At 65.0% G+C, this 18,098-nt stretch carries 18 protein-coding genes; 10 read left to right on the top strand and 8 right to left on the bottom strand.

Going from position 1 to position 18,098, the window contains the following annotated elements:
* Positions 1 to 6: 6 nt before the first annotated feature.
* From FA94_RS13580 to upp, 8 genes are all read right to left on the bottom strand, one after another.
* Positions 7 to 645 carry a Maf family protein gene (locus FA94_RS13580; RefSeq protein WP_035551886.1) on the bottom strand — a complete coding sequence of 213 codons (639 nt, stop codon included), beginning with the start codon at positions 643 to 645 and terminating at the stop codon, positions 7 to 9.
* An 82-nt stretch (positions 646 to 727) separates the two neighbouring features.
* Entirely contained in the window at positions 728 to 1,198 is a 471-nt protein-coding gene (gene rlmH / locus FA94_RS13575) for a 23S rRNA (pseudouridine(1915)-N(3))-methyltransferase RlmH (protein ID WP_035551884.1), read from the bottom strand.
* A 64-nt stretch (positions 1,199 to 1,262) separates the two neighbouring features.
* Entirely contained in the window at positions 1,263 to 1,718 is a 456-nt protein-coding gene (gene rsfS, locus FA94_RS13570) for a ribosome silencing factor (protein ID WP_035551881.1), read from the bottom strand.
* A 4-nt stretch (positions 1,719 to 1,722) separates the two neighbouring features.
* Positions 1,723 to 2,475 (bottom strand): nicotinate-nucleotide adenylyltransferase, encoded by a 753-nt coding sequence (locus FA94_RS13565; protein WP_035551878.1) that lies wholly within the window; start codon positions 2,473 to 2,475, stop codon positions 1,723 to 1,725.
* 28 nt (positions 2,476 to 2,503) lie between these two features.
* Positions 2,504 to 3,427, bottom strand: coding sequence for an oxygen-dependent coproporphyrinogen oxidase (hemF, locus tag FA94_RS13560; RefSeq protein WP_035551875.1), 924 nt, complete (start codon positions 3,425 to 3,427; stop codon positions 2,504 to 2,506).
* Between the two features lie 117 nt (positions 3,428 to 3,544).
* The gene (purD, locus tag FA94_RS13555) at positions 3,545 to 4,843 is read right to left on the bottom strand and encodes a phosphoribosylamine--glycine ligase (protein WP_035551874.1); all 1,299 of its coding nucleotides are present in this window, start codon (positions 4,841 to 4,843) and stop codon (positions 3,545 to 3,547) included.
* A 100-nt stretch (positions 4,844 to 4,943) separates the two neighbouring features.
* The gene (locus FA94_RS13550; protein WP_035551871.1) at positions 4,944 to 5,672 is read right to left on the bottom strand and encodes a YebC/PmpR family DNA-binding transcriptional regulator; all 729 of its coding nucleotides are present in this window, start codon (positions 5,670 to 5,672) and stop codon (positions 4,944 to 4,946) included.
* A gap of 371 nt (positions 5,673 to 6,043) precedes the next feature.
* Complete coding sequence (gene upp, locus FA94_RS13545; protein ID WP_035551870.1) at positions 6,044 to 6,694, bottom strand: uracil phosphoribosyltransferase; 651 nt, start codon at positions 6,692 to 6,694, stop codon at positions 6,044 to 6,046.
* A 222-nt stretch (positions 6,695 to 6,916) separates the two neighbouring features.
* Between upp and FA94_RS13540 the strand changes: the two genes are divergently transcribed.
* From FA94_RS13540 to kdpE, 10 genes are all read left to right on the top strand, one after another.
* The gene (locus FA94_RS13540; protein ID WP_035551869.1) at positions 6,917 to 7,696 is read left to right on the top strand and encodes an SDR family oxidoreductase; all 780 of its coding nucleotides are present in this window, start codon (positions 6,917 to 6,919) and stop codon (positions 7,694 to 7,696) included.
* Between the two features lie 108 nt (positions 7,697 to 7,804).
* A complete protein-coding gene (locus FA94_RS13535) occupies positions 7,805 to 8,194 on the top strand; it encodes a methylglyoxal synthase (protein WP_035551868.1) in 390 nt (129 codons plus the stop codon).
* Between the two features lie 62 nt (positions 8,195 to 8,256).
* Positions 8,257 to 9,234, top strand: coding sequence for a quinone oxidoreductase family protein (locus FA94_RS13530; protein WP_035551867.1), 978 nt, complete (start codon positions 8,257 to 8,259; stop codon positions 9,232 to 9,234).
* A 273-nt stretch (positions 9,235 to 9,507) separates the two neighbouring features.
* A complete protein-coding gene (locus FA94_RS13525) occupies positions 9,508 to 9,621 on the top strand; it encodes a hypothetical protein (protein WP_028196918.1) in 114 nt (37 codons plus the stop codon).
* Positions 9,618 to 9,710 (top strand): K(+)-transporting ATPase subunit F, encoded by a 93-nt coding sequence (gene kdpF / locus FA94_RS13520; RefSeq protein WP_007583461.1) that lies wholly within the window; start codon positions 9,618 to 9,620, stop codon positions 9,708 to 9,710. Before FA94_RS13525 ends, kdpF begins: the two co-directional genes overlap by 4 nt.
* Positions 9,707 to 11,512 (top strand): potassium-transporting ATPase subunit KdpA, encoded by a 1,806-nt coding sequence (kdpA, locus tag FA94_RS13515; protein WP_035551866.1) that lies wholly within the window; start codon positions 9,707 to 9,709, stop codon positions 11,510 to 11,512. The genes kdpF and kdpA overlap by 4 nt, the downstream gene beginning before the upstream one ends.
* A 64-nt stretch (positions 11,513 to 11,576) precedes the next feature.
* Positions 11,577 to 13,661: a potassium-transporting ATPase subunit KdpB gene (gene kdpB, locus FA94_RS13510; protein ID WP_035551865.1), complete on the top strand. Its 2,085-nt coding sequence runs from the start codon at positions 11,577 to 11,579 to the stop codon at positions 13,659 to 13,661.
* 31 nt (positions 13,662 to 13,692) lie between these two features.
* Entirely contained in the window at positions 13,693 to 14,271 is a 579-nt protein-coding gene (gene kdpC, locus FA94_RS13505) for a potassium-transporting ATPase subunit KdpC (protein ID WP_035551864.1), read from the top strand.
* Positions 14,272 to 14,452: 181 nt separating this feature from the next.
* Positions 14,453 to 17,311 carry a DUF4118 domain-containing protein gene (locus tag FA94_RS13500; protein WP_035551863.1) on the top strand — a complete coding sequence of 953 codons (2,859 nt, stop codon included), beginning with the start codon at positions 14,453 to 14,455 and terminating at the stop codon, positions 17,309 to 17,311.
* The gene (kdpE, locus tag FA94_RS13495; RefSeq protein WP_035551861.1) at positions 17,304 to 18,002 is read left to right on the top strand and encodes a two-component system response regulator KdpE; all 699 of its coding nucleotides are present in this window, start codon (positions 17,304 to 17,306) and stop codon (positions 18,000 to 18,002) included. The genes FA94_RS13500 and kdpE overlap by 8 nt, the downstream gene beginning before the upstream one ends.
* Positions 18,003 to 18,098: the final 96 nt, after the last annotated feature.

Raw genomic sequence — 18,098 nt, 5'->3', positions numbered from 1 at the left:
GTTGTTTTAGAAGTCGATGCGCACTGCGCGCAGGAGCGCAGCGGTTTCAAAAAGTGGCAAACCCATGATACCTGAATAGGACCCGTCGATATGTTCGATAAACTCGGCGGCGCGTCCCTGCACGCCGTATGCGCCCGCTTTGCCGAGCGGCTCGCCGCTCGCCGCATAGCGACGAATTGCGTCTGCGTGCAGTGCAGCAAAACGCACCTTCGACACCGACAGCGCGGCGGGCAGCAACGCGCCCTGTGCATCGATTACGGCGACGGCGGTCAACACTTCGTGGTCGCGACCGGCGAGGCGCGTGAGCATCGCGACGGCGTCGTCGGCGTCGAGCGGCTTGCCGAGAATCGCGCCGTCGATCGTGACGGTTGTATCCGCAACCAGAATCGGTCGCGCGGCGTGACCGCCGGCTTCGAGACGCGCGCGTGCCGCCTGCGCCTTGGCGACGCAGACGCGCTGCACGTAGTCGCGCGCGGACTCGTCGGGCAACTCGGCTTCGAGCGCTTCGGCGTCTTCATCGGGGCGGGGCAGCAGCAATTCGAAACGCACGCCGAGCTGTTGCAACAACTCCTGGCGGCGTGGGCTTTGCGAAGCGAGGTAGACGAACGGATGCAGCGGAGGCAGTGAATCGGCGGACGTGGGCATGAACAGGTCTCGATGAATCGGAACAGCGCGTGAGACGCACGAAGTGCTCGAAACACGCGTTTCCTTCAGCAGCCTCGTTCGCTCACACGCGATGGTAGGGGTGATTCTGCGTGATGGTCCACGCGCGGTAAAGCTGTTCGGCGAGCAGCACGCGGACCATCGCGTGCGGCAAGGTCAGGCTCGACACGCGCAACAGCATGTCGGCGCGCGCTTTCAGATCGGGGTCGAGCCCGTCCGCACCGCCGATCAGAAACGCCACGTCGCGGCCGTCCTGCTGCCAGTCGGGCAGTGCGCCCGCCAGTTGCATGGTGGTCCAGTCTTTGCCGCGCTCGTCGAGCGCGACAATGCGCGCGTTCTTCGGCAACGCGGCTTCGATCTTCTGACGCTCGGCCGCCATCACGCTTTCCGCCGGCCGACCGGACGAACGCTGCTCGGGCTTGATCTCGCGCAGCTCGATACGCAACTCGGGCGGCATGCGCTTCGCGTACTCGTCGAAGCCAGTGGCGATCCAGTCCGGCATCTTGTGGCCGACGGCGAGGATATGCAGTTTCATCAGCGGTGGAATCGAAGACTTCGAAGACTTTGACGACGTGCCGGCGCAAGGCCGGCCGTTGCGCTTACTTGCGGCGAACCGGCGTCTTGCGCGCGGGCTTCTTCACGGCCGGCGCTTCTTCTTCGTCTTCCTCTTCGTCGGGTTCGCTCGAACGCGCGCCGCCGAACGGATCGGGCGTGGACAGTTTGATGCGCACCGGCTTGTCACCCCAGATTTCCTCGAGGTTGTAGTACTGGCGCAGCGCCGGTTGCAGGATGTGGACGACCGCGTCGCCGCAATCGACCAGCACCCATTCGCCGACGTCGTCGCCTTCGGTGCTGATGACGTCGCCGCCGTTTTGCTTGACGCTATCGCGCACGTTGGACGCGAGCGCCTTGGTCTGGCGGTTCGAGGTGCCGCTCGCGACGATCACGCGATCGAACAGCGAGGTCAGGTGGCTGGTGTTGAACACCTTGATGTCTTGCGCTTTGACGTCTTCGAGAGCGTCGACGATCACGCGTTGCAGTTTACGAATATCCATGGGGTTACCGGTGGTACAGATGATGTTGAAGAATATAGTCCCACACCGCGGTGGGGACATGGCTTGCGGCCCGGGCCTGGCTCTGGTCTTGCGGCTCGGCGCCCGCGAGGGCGAGCCGCTGGCTTACCTGTTCGCGCAGATGCGCGCGAATGTCGGTGGCCGAGACGTTGAACGCAAGCGTCGTATCGATCAGCAAGTGGCCGCAGGGCGTGGCTTGCAGAACGTCGGCGCGGGCACGGCGCGCGTCGATTTCATGAGCGACCGCCGGTGGGATCGACGCGAGGTCGAAACCGGGCCGGGTGGCCGCGCAAATATGTGCGAAGTCGAACAGGCGCCGCCAGTCGCGCCATGTGTCGAGATGCACCAGTTGATCCGCGCCCATCAACAGCGCTATCGATGCATCCTTGCCTTCGCGTTCACGCCAGCGTTGCAGCGTGTCGAGCGTATAAGTCGGACCCTCGTGATCGATCTCGTCGGTTGCGACACGCACGCTTGCGTGCGGCAGCACCAGCTCACCAGCCGCCGCGCGGGTCATGGCGAGGCGATGCACGGCCGGCGAGACGTCCGATTTCTGCCACGGCTGGCCGGCCGGCAGCAGCACCAGTTCGGTCAGTTGCAGCACCTCGGCAAAACGCCGCGCGAGCGCGAGATGGCCGTCGTGGATCGGGTCGAAAGTGCCGCCTAGCAGTCCGATCCGGCGCGGCAGGGCAGCAGGGTGAGCGTTCGGCTTCAGGTGAAGGTCCTTTGTCGTGGCCATGTGCGGGGCGGTGCGGGCGGAAAGCGCGTCACACCCAGTCGCGCGGCACGAGAAAATCGCTGTAAAGACGCGCTTCCGGCGTGCCCGCTTCGGGCTGCCAGTTGTAACGCCAGTTCACCACAGGCGGCATGGACATCAGGATCGACTCCGTGCGTCCGCCGCTCTGCAGCCCGAACAGTGTGCCACGGTCGAAGACCAGATTGAACTCGACGTAGCGTCCACGCCGGTAAGCCTGAAAATCGCGCTCGGCCGGCCCATACGGAATGTTGCGGCGCTTTTCGACGATCGGCATATAGGCGGCGAGGAACGCGTCGCCAACGCTCCTGAGCATCGCGAACGACTGATCGAAGCCCGGCGCCGAAAAATCGTCGAAGAAAATCCCGCCGATGCCGCGCGGTTCGTTGCGGTGCTTGAGGAAGAAATACTCGTCGCACCAGCGCTTGAAACTCGGGTACAGGTCGGCGCCGTAAGGCTGCAGCGCATCGCGGCAGGTGCGGTGAAAATGCTGCGCGTCGTCTTCGTAGCCGTAGTACGGCGTCAGATCCATGCCGCCGCCGAACCAGAACACCGGCTCTTCGCCGGCCTTGGTCGCGATCAGCAGGCGCACGTTCATATGCACGGTCGGGCAGTGCGGATTGTGCGGGTGCAGCACGAGCGACACGCCCATTGCCTCGAAACCACGGCCGGCCAGTTGCGGACGCGCCGCGCTCGCCGAACCCGGCAGCGCGTCGCCCGCGACGTCCGAAAAGCCGATGCCGGCCCGCTCGAAGAACTGGCCGCCTTCGAGAATCCGCGTGCAGCCGCCGCCGCGCAGCTTTTCGCCGGGCGCGCGCTGCCAGGCGTCCGTGGCGAACGTGGTGCCGTCGAACGCGCCGAGCGTGTCCGCGATGTGCGATTGCAGGCCTTGCAGCCAGCTGCGCACGGCTTGTGCGTCGTAGCTCGAATCGGTCATGAATGCAGATACTGAGGGCGGCGCTCGTCGCGCCGCCGGATTCAACGGCAAAGCGCCGCCGCGAAGACCCGCAGTGTAGCGCCGCCGGCGCCACACGCGGGGAAGCGGCGTGGCCGCTTAGTGCTTGCCTTCGGTCCTGGCGTCGTGCTTGCGGTTCAACGCGCGGTAGCCGATGTCGCGGCGATACTGCATGCCGTCGAAGGCGATCTGGTTGATCGTTTCGTACGCGACCGACTGCGCGCTGCGCACCGAATCCGCCAGACCGACCACGCACAGCACGCGGCCGCCCGAGGTGGTCAGCTTGCCGTCGGCGAGCGTGGTGCCGGCGTGGAACGTGACCGAATCCACCGTTTCAGCGGGAATCCCGTTGATGCGGTCGCCCTTGCGCGGCGTGTCCGGATAGTTGTGCGCGGCGAGTACGACACCCAGCGCGGTGCGGCGGTCCCATTCCAGTTCGACCGTGTCGAGCGTGCCGGCAATCGCCTGCTCGACCACCTTCGAAAAGTCGCCCTTCAGACGCGCCATGATCGGCTGCGTTTCCGGGTCGCCCATCCGGCAGTTGAATTCGAGCGTTTTCGGGTTGCCTTGCGCGTCGATCATCAGACCCGCGTACAGGAAGCCGGTGAAGCGGATGCCTTCCTTCTCCATGCCGCGCACGGTGGGCAGAATGATTTCGCGCATCACGCGCGCATGCAGTTGCGGCGTGACGATCGGCGCGGGCGAGTACGCGCCCATGCCGCCGGTATTCGGGCCCTGGTCGGCGTCGAGCAGACGCTTGTGGTCCTGGCTCGAGGCGAGCGGCAGCACATGCTTGCCGTCCACCATCACGATGAAGCTCGCTTCTTCGCCGGCGAGGAATTCCTCGATCACGACGCGCGCGCCGGCATCGCCCAGCTTGTTGTCCGACAGCATCATGTCGACCGCGGCGTGCGCTTCTTCCAGCGACAGCGCGACCACCACGCCCTTGCCGGCGGCGAGGCCGTCGGCCTTGATCACGATCGGCGCGCCCCTGGTGTCCAGATAGGCGTGCGCGGCGGCGACGTCGGCGAAGGTTTCGTATTCGGCCGTGGGAATCGCGTGACGCTTCATGAACGCCTTCGCGAAGTCTTTCGAACTTTCGAGCTGGGCGGCTTCTTTGGTCGGCCCGAAAATCTTCAGACCGCGCGAGCGGAACAGATTGACGATACCGGCCGCCAGCGGCGTTTCCGGACCGACCAGCGTGAAGGCGATCTGTTCTTTCTCGACGAAATCGGCGAGCGCGGCCGGCTCGGTGATGTCGACGTTGCGCAGACGTTCGTCTTGCGCGGTGCCGCCATTGCCCGGCGCGACGTAGACGAGCTGAACCCGCGGCGATTGCGCGAGCTTCCATGCGAGCGCATGTTCGCGACCGCCGGAACCGACGACGAGTAACTTCATGTGAATCCCCGAGACTTAAAAACCATAAACGGCTGACGCGGACAGCTCAGCCGTGGAATACCCGCAACGTTCGCGATGCCGGCGCGCCGCCGTGGCGCGCTCATTCGTCGGCGATCGCGGCGTTTGTATAGACTTCCTGCACGTCGTCCAGATTTTCCAGCGCGTCGAGCAGCTTCTGCATTTTCAGCGCGTCGTCGCCGGTGAATTCGACTTCCGTCTGAGGTTTCATCGTGACCTCGGCCAGTTCGGCCTTGAAGCCCGCGGCTTCGAGCGCGGTCTTCACCTTCGGGAAATCGTTCGCCGGGCACAGCACTTCGATACTGCCGTCTTCATTCGTGACGACGTCGTCGGCGCCGGCTTCGAGCGCGGCTTCCATCAGCTTGTCTTCCGCCGTGCCGGGCGCGAACAGGAACTGGCCGACGTGATCGAACATGAACGACACCGAGCCGTCCGTGCCCATGTTGCCGCCGTTCTTCGAGAACGCGTGACGCACGTCCGCCACCGTACGGGTACGGTTGTCGGTCATGGTGTCGACGATCACCGCCGCGCCGCCGATGCCGTAGCCTTCGTAGCGGATTTCTTCGTAGCTTGCGCCGTCGACTCCGCCTACGCCACGCTGGATCGCGCGGTTGACGTTATCTTTCGGCATGTTGGCGTCGTACGACTTTTCGACGGCGAGCCGCAGACGCGGGTTCGAGTCGATGTCGCCGCCGCCCATGCGCGCCGCGACCTGAATTTCCTTGATGAGCCGCGTCCAGACCTTGCCGCGCTTGGCGTCGGCCGCTGCTTTCTTATGCTTGATGTTGGCCCATTTCGAATGACCCGCCATACCTTTCTCCGTCGCGCGCGCCAGTGGGGCGCACGCATTGTGCAATTGTCGTTGCGATGTCGGGCGCTTGCGCGTGGGAATCGCGATGGCGCGCCTCGATGTCTAACCGTCTGGTGTGTGACCGCACGGGGTAAGCCCCGGCCGTGTCCAGGCGCCCTTGACCCGCTTCCCAAAGCGGGTTGCCCGAGGTTCGCCGCCCGTGTGAAGGCGCGATGCGCCGGGCAATAGCGCCAGTTAAGCCGCTCTTTGAGCGGATTCGAATTTTATCATGGCGGCGGGGTGCGGCAGAGGGGGAGGCGGCGGGAAACGGTGACGAAAGTGCGGGGCAGCGGCGTTTTACGCCCGCTAACCCGCACTTTTTCATGCAATTCTCAGTTCTTCGTACCGAACAACCGGTCGCCGGCGTCGCCGAGACCCGGCACGATGTACGCGTGCTCGTTCAGGTGCGAATCGAGCGACGCGACGTACAGCTTGACGTCCGGATGCGCGTCCTGGAACACCTGCACGCCTTCCGGCGCGGCCACCAGCGCGAGGAACATGATGTTCTCGCCGGCCACGTTGCGGCGCTTGAGCACGTCTACCGCGTGCACGGCCGAGTAGCCGGTCGCGACCATCGGGTCGCACAGAATGAAGATGCGGTCTTCGAGGTCCGGCAGGCGCACCAGATATTCGACCGGGCGGTGGTCGTCGGCGCGATACACGCCGATGTGACCCACCCGCGCCGACGGCACCAGTTCCAGCAAACCGTCCGACATGCCGATACCGGCCCGCAGCACCGGCACGATGGCGAGCTTCTTGCCGGCGATCACCGGCGCGTCGATCTCCACCAGCGGCGTGGTCAGGCGGCGCGTGGTCATGGGCAGATTGCGGGTGATTTCGTAACCCATCAGCAGCGTGATTTCACGCAGCAGTTCGCGGAACGTGCGAGTCGAGGTGTCCCGGTCACGCATATGCGACAGCTTGTGCTGGATCAGCGGGTGATCGAGGATGAAAAGATTGGGGAAACGGCTGTCCTGAGTCATGGCGGGGGGGCACGAGCGGCGGCTAGAGGGATCGGTTCGGCGTGTCGCCGGGCCGGCCTGAGGTTGGCTGAGGCTGGCTGGCGGACGCGCCACGGCGCAAGTTTACCGAAAGAGTACCGTCCGACGATACCGGAGATTGCAGCGACCCGGCGCAGTCCGGCACCGATTCTTCTAGAATCGGGGGATTCTGTGCAACGCTTGGCCATCACGAGGACACACACCATGGACATGGGAATCGCCGGACGCACCGCGCTGGTCTGCGCGGCCAGCAAGGGCCTGGGGCGCGGTTGCGCCGAAGCGCTCGCCGCCGAGGGCGTCAACCTGACGATCGTCGCTCGCACCGCGGAAACGCTCGAAGCGACCGCCGCGGAAATTCGCCGCCAGAGCGGCGTGGAAGTGAAGACGGTGGCCTGCGACATCACCACGCCGGAGGGCCGCGCGGCCGCGCTCGCGGCCTGTCCGCAGCCGGACATTCTGGTCAATAACGCGGGCGGCCCGCCGCCGGGCGACTTCCGCAACTTCACGCACGAGGACTGGATCCGCGCGCTCGAGAGCAACATGCTCACGCCGATCGAGCTGATCCGCGCGACCATCGACTCGATGAGCGCACGCGGCTACGGGCGGATCGTCAACATCACCAGTTCGGCGGTGAAGGCGCCGATCGACGTGCTCGGCCTGTCGAACGGCGCGCGCTCGGGGCTGACCGGTTTCGTCGCCGGACTCGCGCGCAAGGTCGCGCCGACCGGCGTGACGATCAACAACCTGCTGCCGGGCCTGTTCGACACCGACCGCATCGCCGTCACGTTCGACGCGCAAGCCAAGGCGCAAAACATTTCCGTCGACGACGCGCGCAAGCAGCGCATGAAGACGATCCCCGCCGGCCGCTTCGGCACGAGCGACGAATTCGGCCGCGCCTGCGCGTTTCTGTGCAGCGTGCATGCGGGGTACATCACCGGCCAGAACTGGCTGATCGACGGCGGCGCTTATCCAGGCACGTTCTGAGCGGTCCGGGTTCTTCCCGTTTCATACGGGCGCGTGCCTGAGCGCGTGCCCGCGGTTTCATCCTCACTACAACAACGACAATCACAACGGTTTCAGGAGTCTTACGTCATGAGCACCCGCATTGCGCTGATCGCGCACGATCACAAGAAAGACGACATCGTCAAACTGGCCGGCGAATACGTCGAGACGCTGCGGCGTTGCGAGATCGTCGCGACCGGCACGACCGGCGGTCGGATTGCCGACACGCACGGCCTGACGGTCGAGCGGATGCTGTCGGGCCCGCATGGCGGCGACTTGCAGATCGGCGCGCAACTCGCGGAAGGGCGCGTGGACATGGTGATTTTTCTGCGCGATCCGATGACGCCGCAGCCGCACGAACCGGACATCAACGCGCTGGTGCGCGCGTGCGACGTGCATAACATTCCGTGCGCGACGAATATTTCGACGGCGCGCATGGTGCTCGACGTGCTGACCTTGCGCCAGAAGCAGCAGGCCTGAAGCGGCGGTTTCGAAGGCGGGCCTTGCCCCGCATTCACGCAACATCACATCAAGGAGACATGATGGTCAAAGCAATCCGATTTGACAAAACCGGCGGCCCGGAAGTGATGAAATGGGTCGACGTCGAGGTAGGCGAGCCGGGCGCGGGCGAGTTGCGCATCCGGCAGACGGCGGTCGGGCTGAACTATATCGACGTCTATTTCCGCACGGGCCTCTACCCGTTGCCGCTGCCCGGCGGTCTCGGCATGGAAGCGGCCGGTGAGGTGACCGCGGTCGGCGCGGACGTGACCGGCTTCAAGACTGGCGATCGCGTCGCCTACGTCGCGCGTCCGCCCGGCGCTTATACGCAGGAACGCGTGCTGGCGGCGGCGCAAGTCGTCAAGGTGCCCGACGCGCTGACCGACGAGCAGGCGGCTTCGGTGATGTTGCAAGGTTTGACCGCGCAGTATCTGCTGCGCCGTACCTATCCGGTGAAGGCCGGCGACACGATCCTGATTCAGGCGGCGGCCGGCGGCGTCGGGCTGCTCGTGTGCCAATGGGCGAAAGCGCTCGGCGCGACCGTGATCGGCACCGTCGGCTCCGACGAAAAAGCGGAGATCGCCAAGGCGCACGGCTGCGACCACGCGATCGTCTACACGCGCGAGAACTTCACCAGGCGCGTGCGTGAGATCACCAACGGCGCGGGTGTGCCGGTGGTGTACGACTCGATCGGCAAGGACACGTTTACGGCCTCGCTCGATTGCCTCGCGCCGCTCGGCATGTTCGTGAGCTTCGGCAATGCATCGGGACCGTTGCCGCCGATCGATTCGTCGGAATTCGCGGGGCGGGGTTCGCTGTTCTTTACGCGTCCCACGTTGTTCACATATATCGCCAAACGGGCCGAGTACGAGTCGATGTCGACGGAACTGTTCGACGTGCTGGTGTCGGGCAAGGTGAAGACGAGCATCAATCAGCGCTACGCACTGGCGGATGTCGGTCAGGCGCACGCCGAGCTGGAAGGGCGCCGGACGACCGGGTCGACGGTACTGCTGCCTCAATAACTAACGCGTCATAGTCGCGCGGCGGTGCGATCGATCGCGCCGCCGCCACGCCTTGCCCCTTCTGCTTCACCGCCGCGCTCGAATCAGTCGAGCCGCTCGCTGTCACCGCCTTGCCCGCTCCCCTCTATTCCATCTATTCCAGCCATTAACGACCGCCGGAACAGGCCGTCCGTTTACGCGATTTTTACACCTCAAGCGGACTCTTTGACCAGGCCTTTACGCGGTTCGGCATAACGTTCCACCTATCCAAAGTCCGTGATATGGAGAACAAAAATGGATGTGCTGTATGTCGGGGGGCTGGTGCTGTTTTTCGCGCTGACCTTTGCATTGATTGCCGGCTGCGAGAAGTTGATGCAGTTTCGTCGTGGGCAGGGAGCGCGGTCATGAACTGGATTCTCTGGTTGTCAGGCGCCGCTACCGCGCTGCTGTTTGCTTATCTGGTCTATGCGCTGTTGCGCGCGGAGGACATTGAATGAACTCGAACAATGTCCTGCAGGCGGGCCTCTTCATCGTCGTGCTGCTGGCCGCCGCGGTGCCGATGTCCCGCTATCTCAGCGCCGTGATGGACGGCAGCTCGCGCGTGGTGCGCCTGGGCGGGCCGCTCGAACGTCTGCTGTATCGCATCGCGGGTGTCGATCCGTCGAAGGAAATGGGCTGGAAGCACTACGCGATCGCCACGATCGCGTTCAATGCCTTGGGCGCGCTGTTCCTGTACGCGTTGTTGCGCGTGCAACAGTGGCTGCCGGGCAACCCGCAGCAGTTCGGCCCGATGACGGTAGACGGCGCGTTCAACACGGCCGTCAGCTTCGTGACCAACACGAACTGGCAAGACTACACGCCGGAACAGACCGTCGGCTATCTGACGCAGATGCTCGGCCTGACCGTGCAGAACTTCTTCTCCGCGGCCACCGGCATCGTGGTGGTGATCGCGTTGATTCGCGGCTTCGCGCGTCACACCGCGCAGACCATCGGCAATTTCTGGGTCGACCTGACGCGCGTGACGCTGTACGTGCTGCTGCCGATGTCGGCGATCATCGCGGCCGTGCTGATGAGCCAGGGCGTGATCCAGAACTTCAAGGCCTATGAGGACGTTCCGACGCTGCAAACCACCACCTACGCCGCGCCGAAGCTCGACGCGCAAGGCAATCCGGTGAAGGACGCGAAGGGCAATGCGGTGACGGTCGACACGCCCGTGAAGACGCAGACGCTCGCCATGGGTCCGGTGGCGTCGCAGGAAGCGATCAAGATGCTCGGCACCAACGGTGGCGGCTTCTTCAACGGCAACTCGGCGCATCCGTATGAAAACCCGACGCCGTTCTCGAACTTCCTGCAGATCTTCTCGATCCTGATCATTCCGGCGGCGTTGGCGCTGGTGTTCGGTCGCATGATCGCGGACCGCAAGCAGGGCGTGGCCGTGCTCGCGGCGATGACGATCGCGTTCGGCGTCTGCGTGTTCGGCGAGATCAGCGCGGAGCAGAGCGGCAATCCGGCCTTCACCGCGTTGCACGTCGATCAGTCGGCCAATGCGCTGCAGGCGGGCGGTAACGCGGAAGGCAAGGAAACGCGCTTCGGTATCGCGCAGTCGGGCATCTTCACGGTCGCCACCACGGCGGCTTCGTGCGGCGCCGTCGCCAATACGCACGACTCGCTGACGCCGATCGGCGGCCTCTATCCGATGCTGCTCATGCAACTCGGCGAAGTGATCTTCGGCGGCGTCGGTTCCGGTATGTACGGGATGCTTGTGTTCGCGCTGCTGGCGGTGTTCGTGGCGGGCCTGATGATCGGCCGTACGCCGGAATACGTCGGCAAGAAGATCGAAGCGTACGAGATGAAGATGGTGTCGATCGTGGTGCTGCTCACGCCAATGCTGGTGCTGGTGGGCACGTCGATCGCGGTGCTGAGCGACGCGGGCAAGGCGGGTATCGCCAACCCCGGCGCGCACGGCTTCTCTGAAATCCTCTACGCGTTCAGCTCGGCCGCCAATAACAACGGCAGTGCGTTCGCCGGCCTGACCGTGAGCACGCCGTTCTACAACTGGCTCACCGCGATCGCGATGTGGTTCGGCCGCTTCGGCACGATCGTCCCGGTGCTCGCGATTGCCGGTTCGCTGGCGTCGAAAAAGCGTATCGGCGTGACCGGCGGCACGCTGCCCACGCACGGCCCGCTGTTCGTCGTGCTGCTGCTCGGCACGGTGTTGCTGGTCGGTGCGCTGACTTATGTGCCTGCGCTTGCGCTCGGTCCTGGTGTCGAACATCTGATGATGATGGGCGCGCATTGAGCGGCCCGACATGACACATGCGACCCAAGACTGAACAGGTGCAAACGGGAAATTCGAGGATTCAATGACTGAACATAATGCAACCAGGTCCATGTTCGATCCGGCGCTGCTGCGCCCGGCGATCGTGGACTCCTTTAAAAAGCTCACGCCGCGCACGCAGTTCCGTAATCCGGTGATGTTCTGCGTGTACGTCGGCAGCATTCTGACCACCATTCTCTGGATCGCCGCGCTCGGCGGCCAGGCCGAGGCGCCCGCGGGCTTTATTCTCGCGGTCACCTTGTGGCTGTGGTTCACGGTGCTGTTCGCCAACTTCGCGGAAGCGCTCGCCGAAGGCCGTTCCAAGGCTCAGGCCGCGTCGCTGCGCAGCGCGAAGAAAGACGTGATGGCCAAGAAGCTCAACGAGCCGCATCCGAAGTCGCCGATCCGCATTCTGACGGCTTCCGATCTGCGCAAGGGCGATGTCGTGCTGGTCGAAACCGGCGACGTGATTCCGGCCGACGGCGAAGTGATCGACGGTGTCGCGTCGGTGGACGAATCGGCGATTACCGGTGAATCCGCGCCGGTGATCCGCGAGTCGGGCGGCGATTTTTCGTCGGTGACGGGCGGCACGCGTGTGCTGTCCGACTGGATCGTCGTGCGCGTCACGGCGAATCCGGGCGAGGCGTTCCTCGACCGCATGATCGCGATGGTGGAAGGCGCCAAGCGTCAGAAAACGCCGAACGAAATCGCGCTGACCATTCTGCTGGTCGCACTGACCATCGTGATGCTGCTCGCCACCGCCACGCTTCTGCCGTTCTCGATGTTCTCGGTCGAAGCCGCCAAATCCGGCCACGTGGTGACGATCACCGCGCTGGTCGCGCTGCTGGTGTGTCTGATTCCGACCACCATCGGCGGGCTGTTGTCGGCGATCGGCGTGGCCGGTATGAGCCGGATGATGCAGGCCAACGTGATCGCCACCTCGGGCCGCGCGGTGGAAGCCGCCGGCGACGTCGACGTGCTGCTGCTCGACAAGACCGGCACGATCACGCTCGGCAACCGTCAGGCATCGCAATTCGTGCCGGCGCCCGGCCTCACCGAAGAAGCGCTCGCGGACGCCGCGCAGTTGTCGTCGCTCGCCGATGAAACGCCGGAAGGCCGCAGCATCGTCGTGCTGGCCAAGCAACGCTTCAACATCCGCCAACGCGATATGGCTTCGCTGCAGGCCGTGTTCCTCGCCTTCACCGCGCAAACGCGGATGAGCGGCGTCGATCTGCCGGGCCGTGAAATCCGCAAGGGTGCGTCCGACGCGGTGAAGAACTACGTCGAAGCGCACGGCGGCCGTTTCCCGAACGAAGTCAGCAACGCCGTGGCCGAAGTCGCGCGGCGCGGCAGCACGCCGCTGGTGGTCGCCGAAAAGGGCGAGCAGGGCGCGCGCGTGCTCGGCGTGATCGAGTTGAAGGACGTGGTGAAGGGCGGCATCAAGGAGCGTTTCGCCGAACTGCGCAAGATGGGCATCAAGACCATCATGGTGACCGGCGACAACCGTCTGACGGCCGCCGCCATTGCCGCGGAAGCGGGCGTCGACGATTTCCTCGCCGAAGCCACGCCGGAAGCGAAGCTCGCCACGATCCGCGCGCACCAGGCCGAAGGCCGTCTGGTGGCGATGACCGGCGACGGCACCAACGACGCCCCGGCGCTCGCGCAGGCCGATGTCGCGGTGGCGATGAACACCGGCACGCAGGCGGCGAAAGAAGCCGGCAACATGGTCGACCTCGATTCGAACCCGACCAAGCTGATCGAGATCGTCGAGATCGGCAAGCAGATGCTGATGACACGCGGGTCGCTGACCACCTTCTCGATCGCCAACGACGTCGCCAAGTACTTCGCGATCATTCCGGCCGCGTTCGCCACGACCTATCCGGCGTTGAACGCGCTGAACGTGATGCATCTGGCCACGCCGGCCTCGGCGATCATGTCGGCGGTGATTTTCAACGCGCTGATCATCGTGCTGCTGATTCCGCTGGCGCTCAAGGGTGTGCGTTACCGGGCACTCGGCGCGGCGGTGCTGTTGCGCCGCAATCTGCTGGTCTACGGTCTGGGCGGGATCATCGTGCCGTTCATCGGCATCAAGCTGATCGATATGGTGCTGGCCGCGTTCGGCTGGGTTTGAGAACGCTAAAGCTCAAGAGAGATTAAACATCATGAAAAATCTGTTCCGTCCGTTAATCGTGATCTTCGCGGTGCTGACCGCCGTCACCGGACTCGCTTATCCCGCCGTGATGACCGCGGTCGGCCAGGCGGCTTTCCACGATCAGGCCAACGGCAGCCTGATCGAACAGAACGGCAAGGTGGTCGGCTCGAAGCTGATCGGCCAGCAGTTCGACGCGCCGCAGTATTTCTGGGGCCGTCTGTCGGCCACCAGCCCGATGCCGTATAACGCGACGGGTTCGAGCGGTTCGAATCTCGGGCCGACCAACCCGGCGCTGCTCGACGAAGTCAAAGGCCGTATCGACGCGTTGAAGGCCGCCGGCACCGATATGTCGAAGCCGGTGCCGGTGGATCTGGTGACCTCGTCAGGCAGCGGTCTCGATCCGGAGATCAGCCCGGCGGCGGCTGCGTATCAGATCGAACGCGTTGCCAACGCGCGCAAGCTGGCGGTCAACGACGTGCAGGCGCTGGTGGACCGTTATACGAGCGGCCGTCAGTTCGGCGTGCTCGGCGAGGCGCGTGTCAACGTGCTGCAATTGAATCTGGCGCTGGACGAGATGAAGCACGGTTGATAGCACGTTCAGTACTTCGCAAAGGCGGCGTCCGCACGACGCCGCCTTTGTTTTTTTGACGGAGCGCGACCGTGATCCGCAGGCAATGCACCCCAGCGCGCGGCACCCCTATTTGCGGGCCGGCCGCCGGCGTGCCACCATGCATACACCGTCGCTCGTCCAACTATGAAAACCATTGAGCATGAACCGCCCCGATCCTGATGAATTGCTCGACAAACTGCAACGCGACGAAGAGAAACGTCAGCGTGGCCGGCTGAAGATTTTCTTCGGCGCGTCGGCGGGTGTGGGCAAGACCTACGCAATGTTGCAGGCCGCGCGGCGCCGTTACGACGAAGGCGCGGACGTGGTGGTCGGCATCGCCGAAACGCATGGCCGCAGCGAAACCGCTGCGCTGCTCGACGGGCTCGACGTGCTGCCGCTGCAGCAGATCGAGTATCGCGGCCGCAAGCTCGGCGAGTTCGATCTCGACGCCGCGCTCGCGCGCAAGCCGACGCTGATCCTCGTCGACGAACTCGCGCATTCGAACGTGCAGGGCGCGCGGCATCTGAAGCGCTGGCAGGACGTCTACGAACTGCTCGACGCGGGCATCGACGTCTACACCACGGTCAACGTGCAGCACCTCGAAAGTCTGAACGACGTGGTCGGCCAGATCACCGGGATTCGCGTGTGGGAGACGGTGCCGGACCGCGTGTTCGATCGCGCCGACGAAGTCACGCTGGTCGACTTGCCGGCCGAGGAACTGCTCGACCGCATGCGTGACGGCAAAGTGTATTTGCCGCAGCAGGCCGAGCGCGCGGTGCGCAATTTCTTCCGCAAGGGCAACCTGATCGCGCTGCGTGAACTGGCGCTGCGCCGTACCGCCGATCGCGTGGATGCGCAGATGCGCGAGTATCGTGCCGACCGTTCGATCCAGCGCATCTGGCAGGCGCGCGAGCGCTTGCTGGTATGCGTCGGCCCAGGCCCGGAAGCGCCGATGCTGGTGCGCGCGGCAGCCCGCCTCGCCGCCAGCCTGAAGGCCGACTGGCTCGCCGTGTATGTCGAGACGCCCGCGCTGCAACGCCTGCCCGACGCGCGCCGTGAACGCACGCTCAATGCGCTGAAGCTGGCCGCCGAACTCGGCGCGGAAACCGCGACGCTCGCGGGCACCGATGCAGTGGCCGCGCTGGTCAGCTACGCGCAGGCCCGCAACGTGTCGAAGCTGGTGGCGGGCGCATCGGCGCGTACCGGCCTGCAGCGCTGGTTGCGCCGTCCACTTGGCGAGCGCCTAGCCGAACAGACCGGCGAACTCGATCTCACGCTGATTCGAGCGTCGTCCGATCGGGACGGCGGCGAGCATCGGCATTTGCTGAACACCACCGCGAACGCGTGGCGCGATGCGTTGAGCGCGGCGCGCGAACGCCGTTCGCCGCCGCGCGCGTACGGCATCGCACTGGCGATCTGCACGGCTATCACGCTGCTGTCGAGTCAGTTGATCGATCACATCGATCTGACCAACCTGGTCATGCTGTATCTGCTCGGCGTGATCTTCACCGCGGTGAAACTCGGGCGCGGCCCCGGCGTGGTGCTGTCGTTCCTGAGCGTGGCCGCGTTCGATTTCTTCTTCGTGCCGCCGCGCATGTCGCTGTCGGTGTCGGATACGCAGTACTTGCTGACCTTCTTCGGCATGCTGCTGACCTCGCTCGTGATCAGCCATCTGACGTCGAGCCTGCGCCGCGAGGCGAGCGTCGCGCGGCGTCGCGAGCAACGCACCGGCGCAATGTATGCGATGGCGCGCGAGCTGGCCGCCGCGCTGACCACCGAGCAGATCGTCGAGATCGGCAGCCGTCACGTCAGCGAGGTGTTCGGCGCGCGCGTGGCGATGTTGTTGCCGGATAGCGTCGATCAGGTGAAGCAGAAAATCGAGGACCCGGACGCGGCCGTTACGCTCGAAGGCGAGCTGCTCGATATCGACGTCGGCCAGTGGGTCTACGATCAGCAGAAGCCGGCCGGCCACGGCACCGACACGCTGCCGGCCGCCGCCGCTTTGTATTTGCCGCTGAAGGCGCCGATGCGTACGCGCGGCGTGCTCGCGGTCGTGATGCGCGACGAACGCGAGCTCGACGTGCCCGAGCAGCAACGCATGCTCGACGCGTTCGCCGCGCAGATCGCGCTCGCGCTGGAGCGGGTGCACTACGTCGACATTGCGCGCGACGCGCTCGTCAACATGGAATCGGAGCGCCTGCGCAATTCGCTGTTGTCCGCGATCTCGCACGATCTTCGCACGCCGTTGACGACCATCGTCGGGTTTTCGTCGATGCTGGCGCAGTCGCGTGAAGCCCATGCGCAAGCGCAACCCGGCGACGATCTTGTCGAAGCGATTCACGAGGAAGCGTTGCGCATGACCGGCATCGTTACGAATCTGCTCGATATGGCGCGGTTGCAGGCGGGCAGTCTGCAACTCAATCAACAGTGGACGCTACTCGAAGAAACCGTCGGCGCCGCGTTGCGCGCGTGCAAACGCGTGCTGGCGAAACACCCGGTGCAGGTCAAACTGCCGGGCGATTTGCCGCTGCTGCATCTCGACGCGGTGCTGATGGAGCGGCTCTTCTCGAACCTGTTCGAGAACGCGGCCAAATACACCGCGCCGGACACGCCGCTGACCATTGGCGCGCAACGGCTCGACGCGGACGGCAAGTCGTTCGTGCGCGTTTGCGTCGACGATAACGGCCCCGGACTACCCGCCGGTATGGAAGCGCGCGTGTTCGAGAAATTCACGCGCGGCGAGAAGGAATCGGCCAAGCCGGGCATCGGTCTCGGCCTTGCGATCTGCCGCGCGATCGTCGAAGCGCACGGCGGTACAATCGGCGCGCTCAACCGGGTGGCCGCGGACGGCCGCGTCGAAGGCGCGCGCTTCTGGTTTACGCTGCCGGTGGAAACGCCGCCCGACGCGCCGGACGTGCTGGAAGACGAAGAGCTGGATGCTCCGACGCATGGCGAGTTCGCCGGTCACGCCGACGATTCATCACTTAACCCCCCGTTGGTCAAGCCCACCCATGAGTGACCCGAGCATCACCGTCGTTCTGATCGAAGACGAAAAACAGATTCGCCGCTTCGTGCGCACGGCGCTGGAAGGCGAGGGCATCGTCGTGCACGACGCCGAAACCGGCAAGCAGGGCCTGGTCGAAGCGGCCACCCGCAAGCCTGATCTGGTGATCGTCGATCTCGGCCTGCCCGACACCGACGGCCTCGACGTGATCCGCGAATTGCGCGGCTGGAGCGAGCTGCCGGTGATCGTGCTGTCGGCGCGCACCCAGGAGAGCGAGAAGGTCGCCGCGCTCGATGCCGGCGCGGACGACTACCTCACCAAACCGTTCGGCGTGTCGGAACTGCTGGCGAGGATTCGCGCCCATATGCGGCGGCGCAATCATGGCGGCGCGAACGAATCGCCGCAGGTGAGCTTCGGCGCGGTGACCATCGATCTGGCCTTGCGCCAGGTCACCCGCGACGGCGCGGCGATCCATCTGACGCCGATCGAATACCGGCTGCTCGCGACGCTGGTGCGCCATGCCGGCCGCGTCCTGACGCACCGGCAACTGCTGCGCGATGTGTGGGGGCCGTCGCATGTCGAAAGCCATCACTATCTGCGCATCTACATGGCGCATTTGCGCGGCAAGCTGGAGCGCGACCCGGCGCAGCCGGAGCATATCGTCACGGAAACGGGGGTGGGTTACCGTCTGGTCGGAGCGGTTTGACGGCAGGTCGACGAGGCCCCGAACCATGCCCCGAACGAGGCCGCGAACGAGGCCCCGAACCGCGCGCGGAGCCGCTGCTGGCCGGCCGGGAGCGGC

It is taken from the genome of Burkholderia sp. 9120 (assembly GCF_000745015.1).
In the GTDB taxonomy this organism is placed as follows: domain Bacteria; phylum Pseudomonadota; class Gammaproteobacteria; order Burkholderiales; family Burkholderiaceae; genus Paraburkholderia.
This window is presented reverse-complemented; position numbering and strand designations above follow the sequence as displayed.

Excerpts from the sequence above, each read along its gene's own strand:
- rsfS (WP_035551881.1), bottom strand. The coding sequence starts at position 1,718 with ATGGATATTCGTAAACTGCAACGCGTGATCGTCGACGCTCTCGAAGAC.
- FA94_RS13580 (WP_035551886.1), bottom strand. The coding sequence starts at position 645 with ATGCCCACGTCCGCCGATTCACTGCCTCCGCTGCATCCGTTCGTCTAC.
- kdpA (WP_035551866.1), top strand. The coding sequence starts at position 9,707 with ATGAACTCGAACAATGTCCTGCAGGCGGGCCTCTTCATCGTCGTGCTG.
- kdpF (WP_007583461.1), top strand. The coding sequence starts at position 9,618 with ATGAACTGGATTCTCTGGTTGTCAGGCGCCGCTACCGCGCTGCTGTTT.
- kdpC (WP_035551864.1), top strand. The coding sequence starts at position 13,693 with ATGAAAAATCTGTTCCGTCCGTTAATCGTGATCTTCGCGGTGCTGACC.
- FA94_RS13530 (WP_035551867.1), top strand. The coding sequence starts at position 8,257 with ATGGTCAAAGCAATCCGATTTGACAAAACCGGCGGCCCGGAAGTGATG.
- kdpB (WP_035551865.1), top strand. The coding sequence starts at position 11,577 with ATGACTGAACATAATGCAACCAGGTCCATGTTCGATCCGGCGCTGCTG.
- FA94_RS13525 (WP_028196918.1), top strand. The coding sequence starts at position 9,508 with ATGGATGTGCTGTATGTCGGGGGGCTGGTGCTGTTTTTCGCGCTGACC.
- hemF (WP_035551875.1), bottom strand. The coding sequence starts at position 3,427 with ATGACCGATTCGAGCTACGACGCACAAGCCGTGCGCAGCTGGCTGCAA.
- kdpE (WP_035551861.1), top strand. The coding sequence starts at position 17,304 with ATGAGTGACCCGAGCATCACCGTCGTTCTGATCGAAGACGAAAAACAG.
- FA94_RS13540 (WP_035551869.1), top strand. The coding sequence starts at position 6,917 with ATGGACATGGGAATCGCCGGACGCACCGCGCTGGTCTGCGCGGCCAGC.
- FA94_RS13500 (WP_035551863.1), top strand. The coding sequence starts at position 14,453 with ATGAACCGCCCCGATCCTGATGAATTGCTCGACAAACTGCAACGCGAC.
- FA94_RS13565 (WP_035551878.1), bottom strand. The coding sequence starts at position 2,475 with ATGGCCACGACAAAGGACCTTCACCTGAAGCCGAACGCTCACCCTGCT.
- rlmH (WP_035551884.1), bottom strand. The coding sequence starts at position 1,198 with ATGAAACTGCATATCCTCGCCGTCGGCCACAAGATGCCGGACTGGATC.
- FA94_RS13550 (WP_035551871.1), bottom strand. The coding sequence starts at position 5,672 with ATGGCGGGTCATTCGAAATGGGCCAACATCAAGCATAAGAAAGCAGCG.
- FA94_RS13535 (WP_035551868.1), top strand. The coding sequence starts at position 7,805 with ATGAGCACCCGCATTGCGCTGATCGCGCACGATCACAAGAAAGACGAC.
- purD (WP_035551874.1), bottom strand. The coding sequence starts at position 4,843 with ATGAAGTTACTCGTCGTCGGTTCCGGCGGTCGCGAACATGCGCTCGCA.
- upp (WP_035551870.1), bottom strand. The coding sequence starts at position 6,694 with ATGACTCAGGACAGCCGTTTCCCCAATCTTTTCATCCTCGATCACCCG.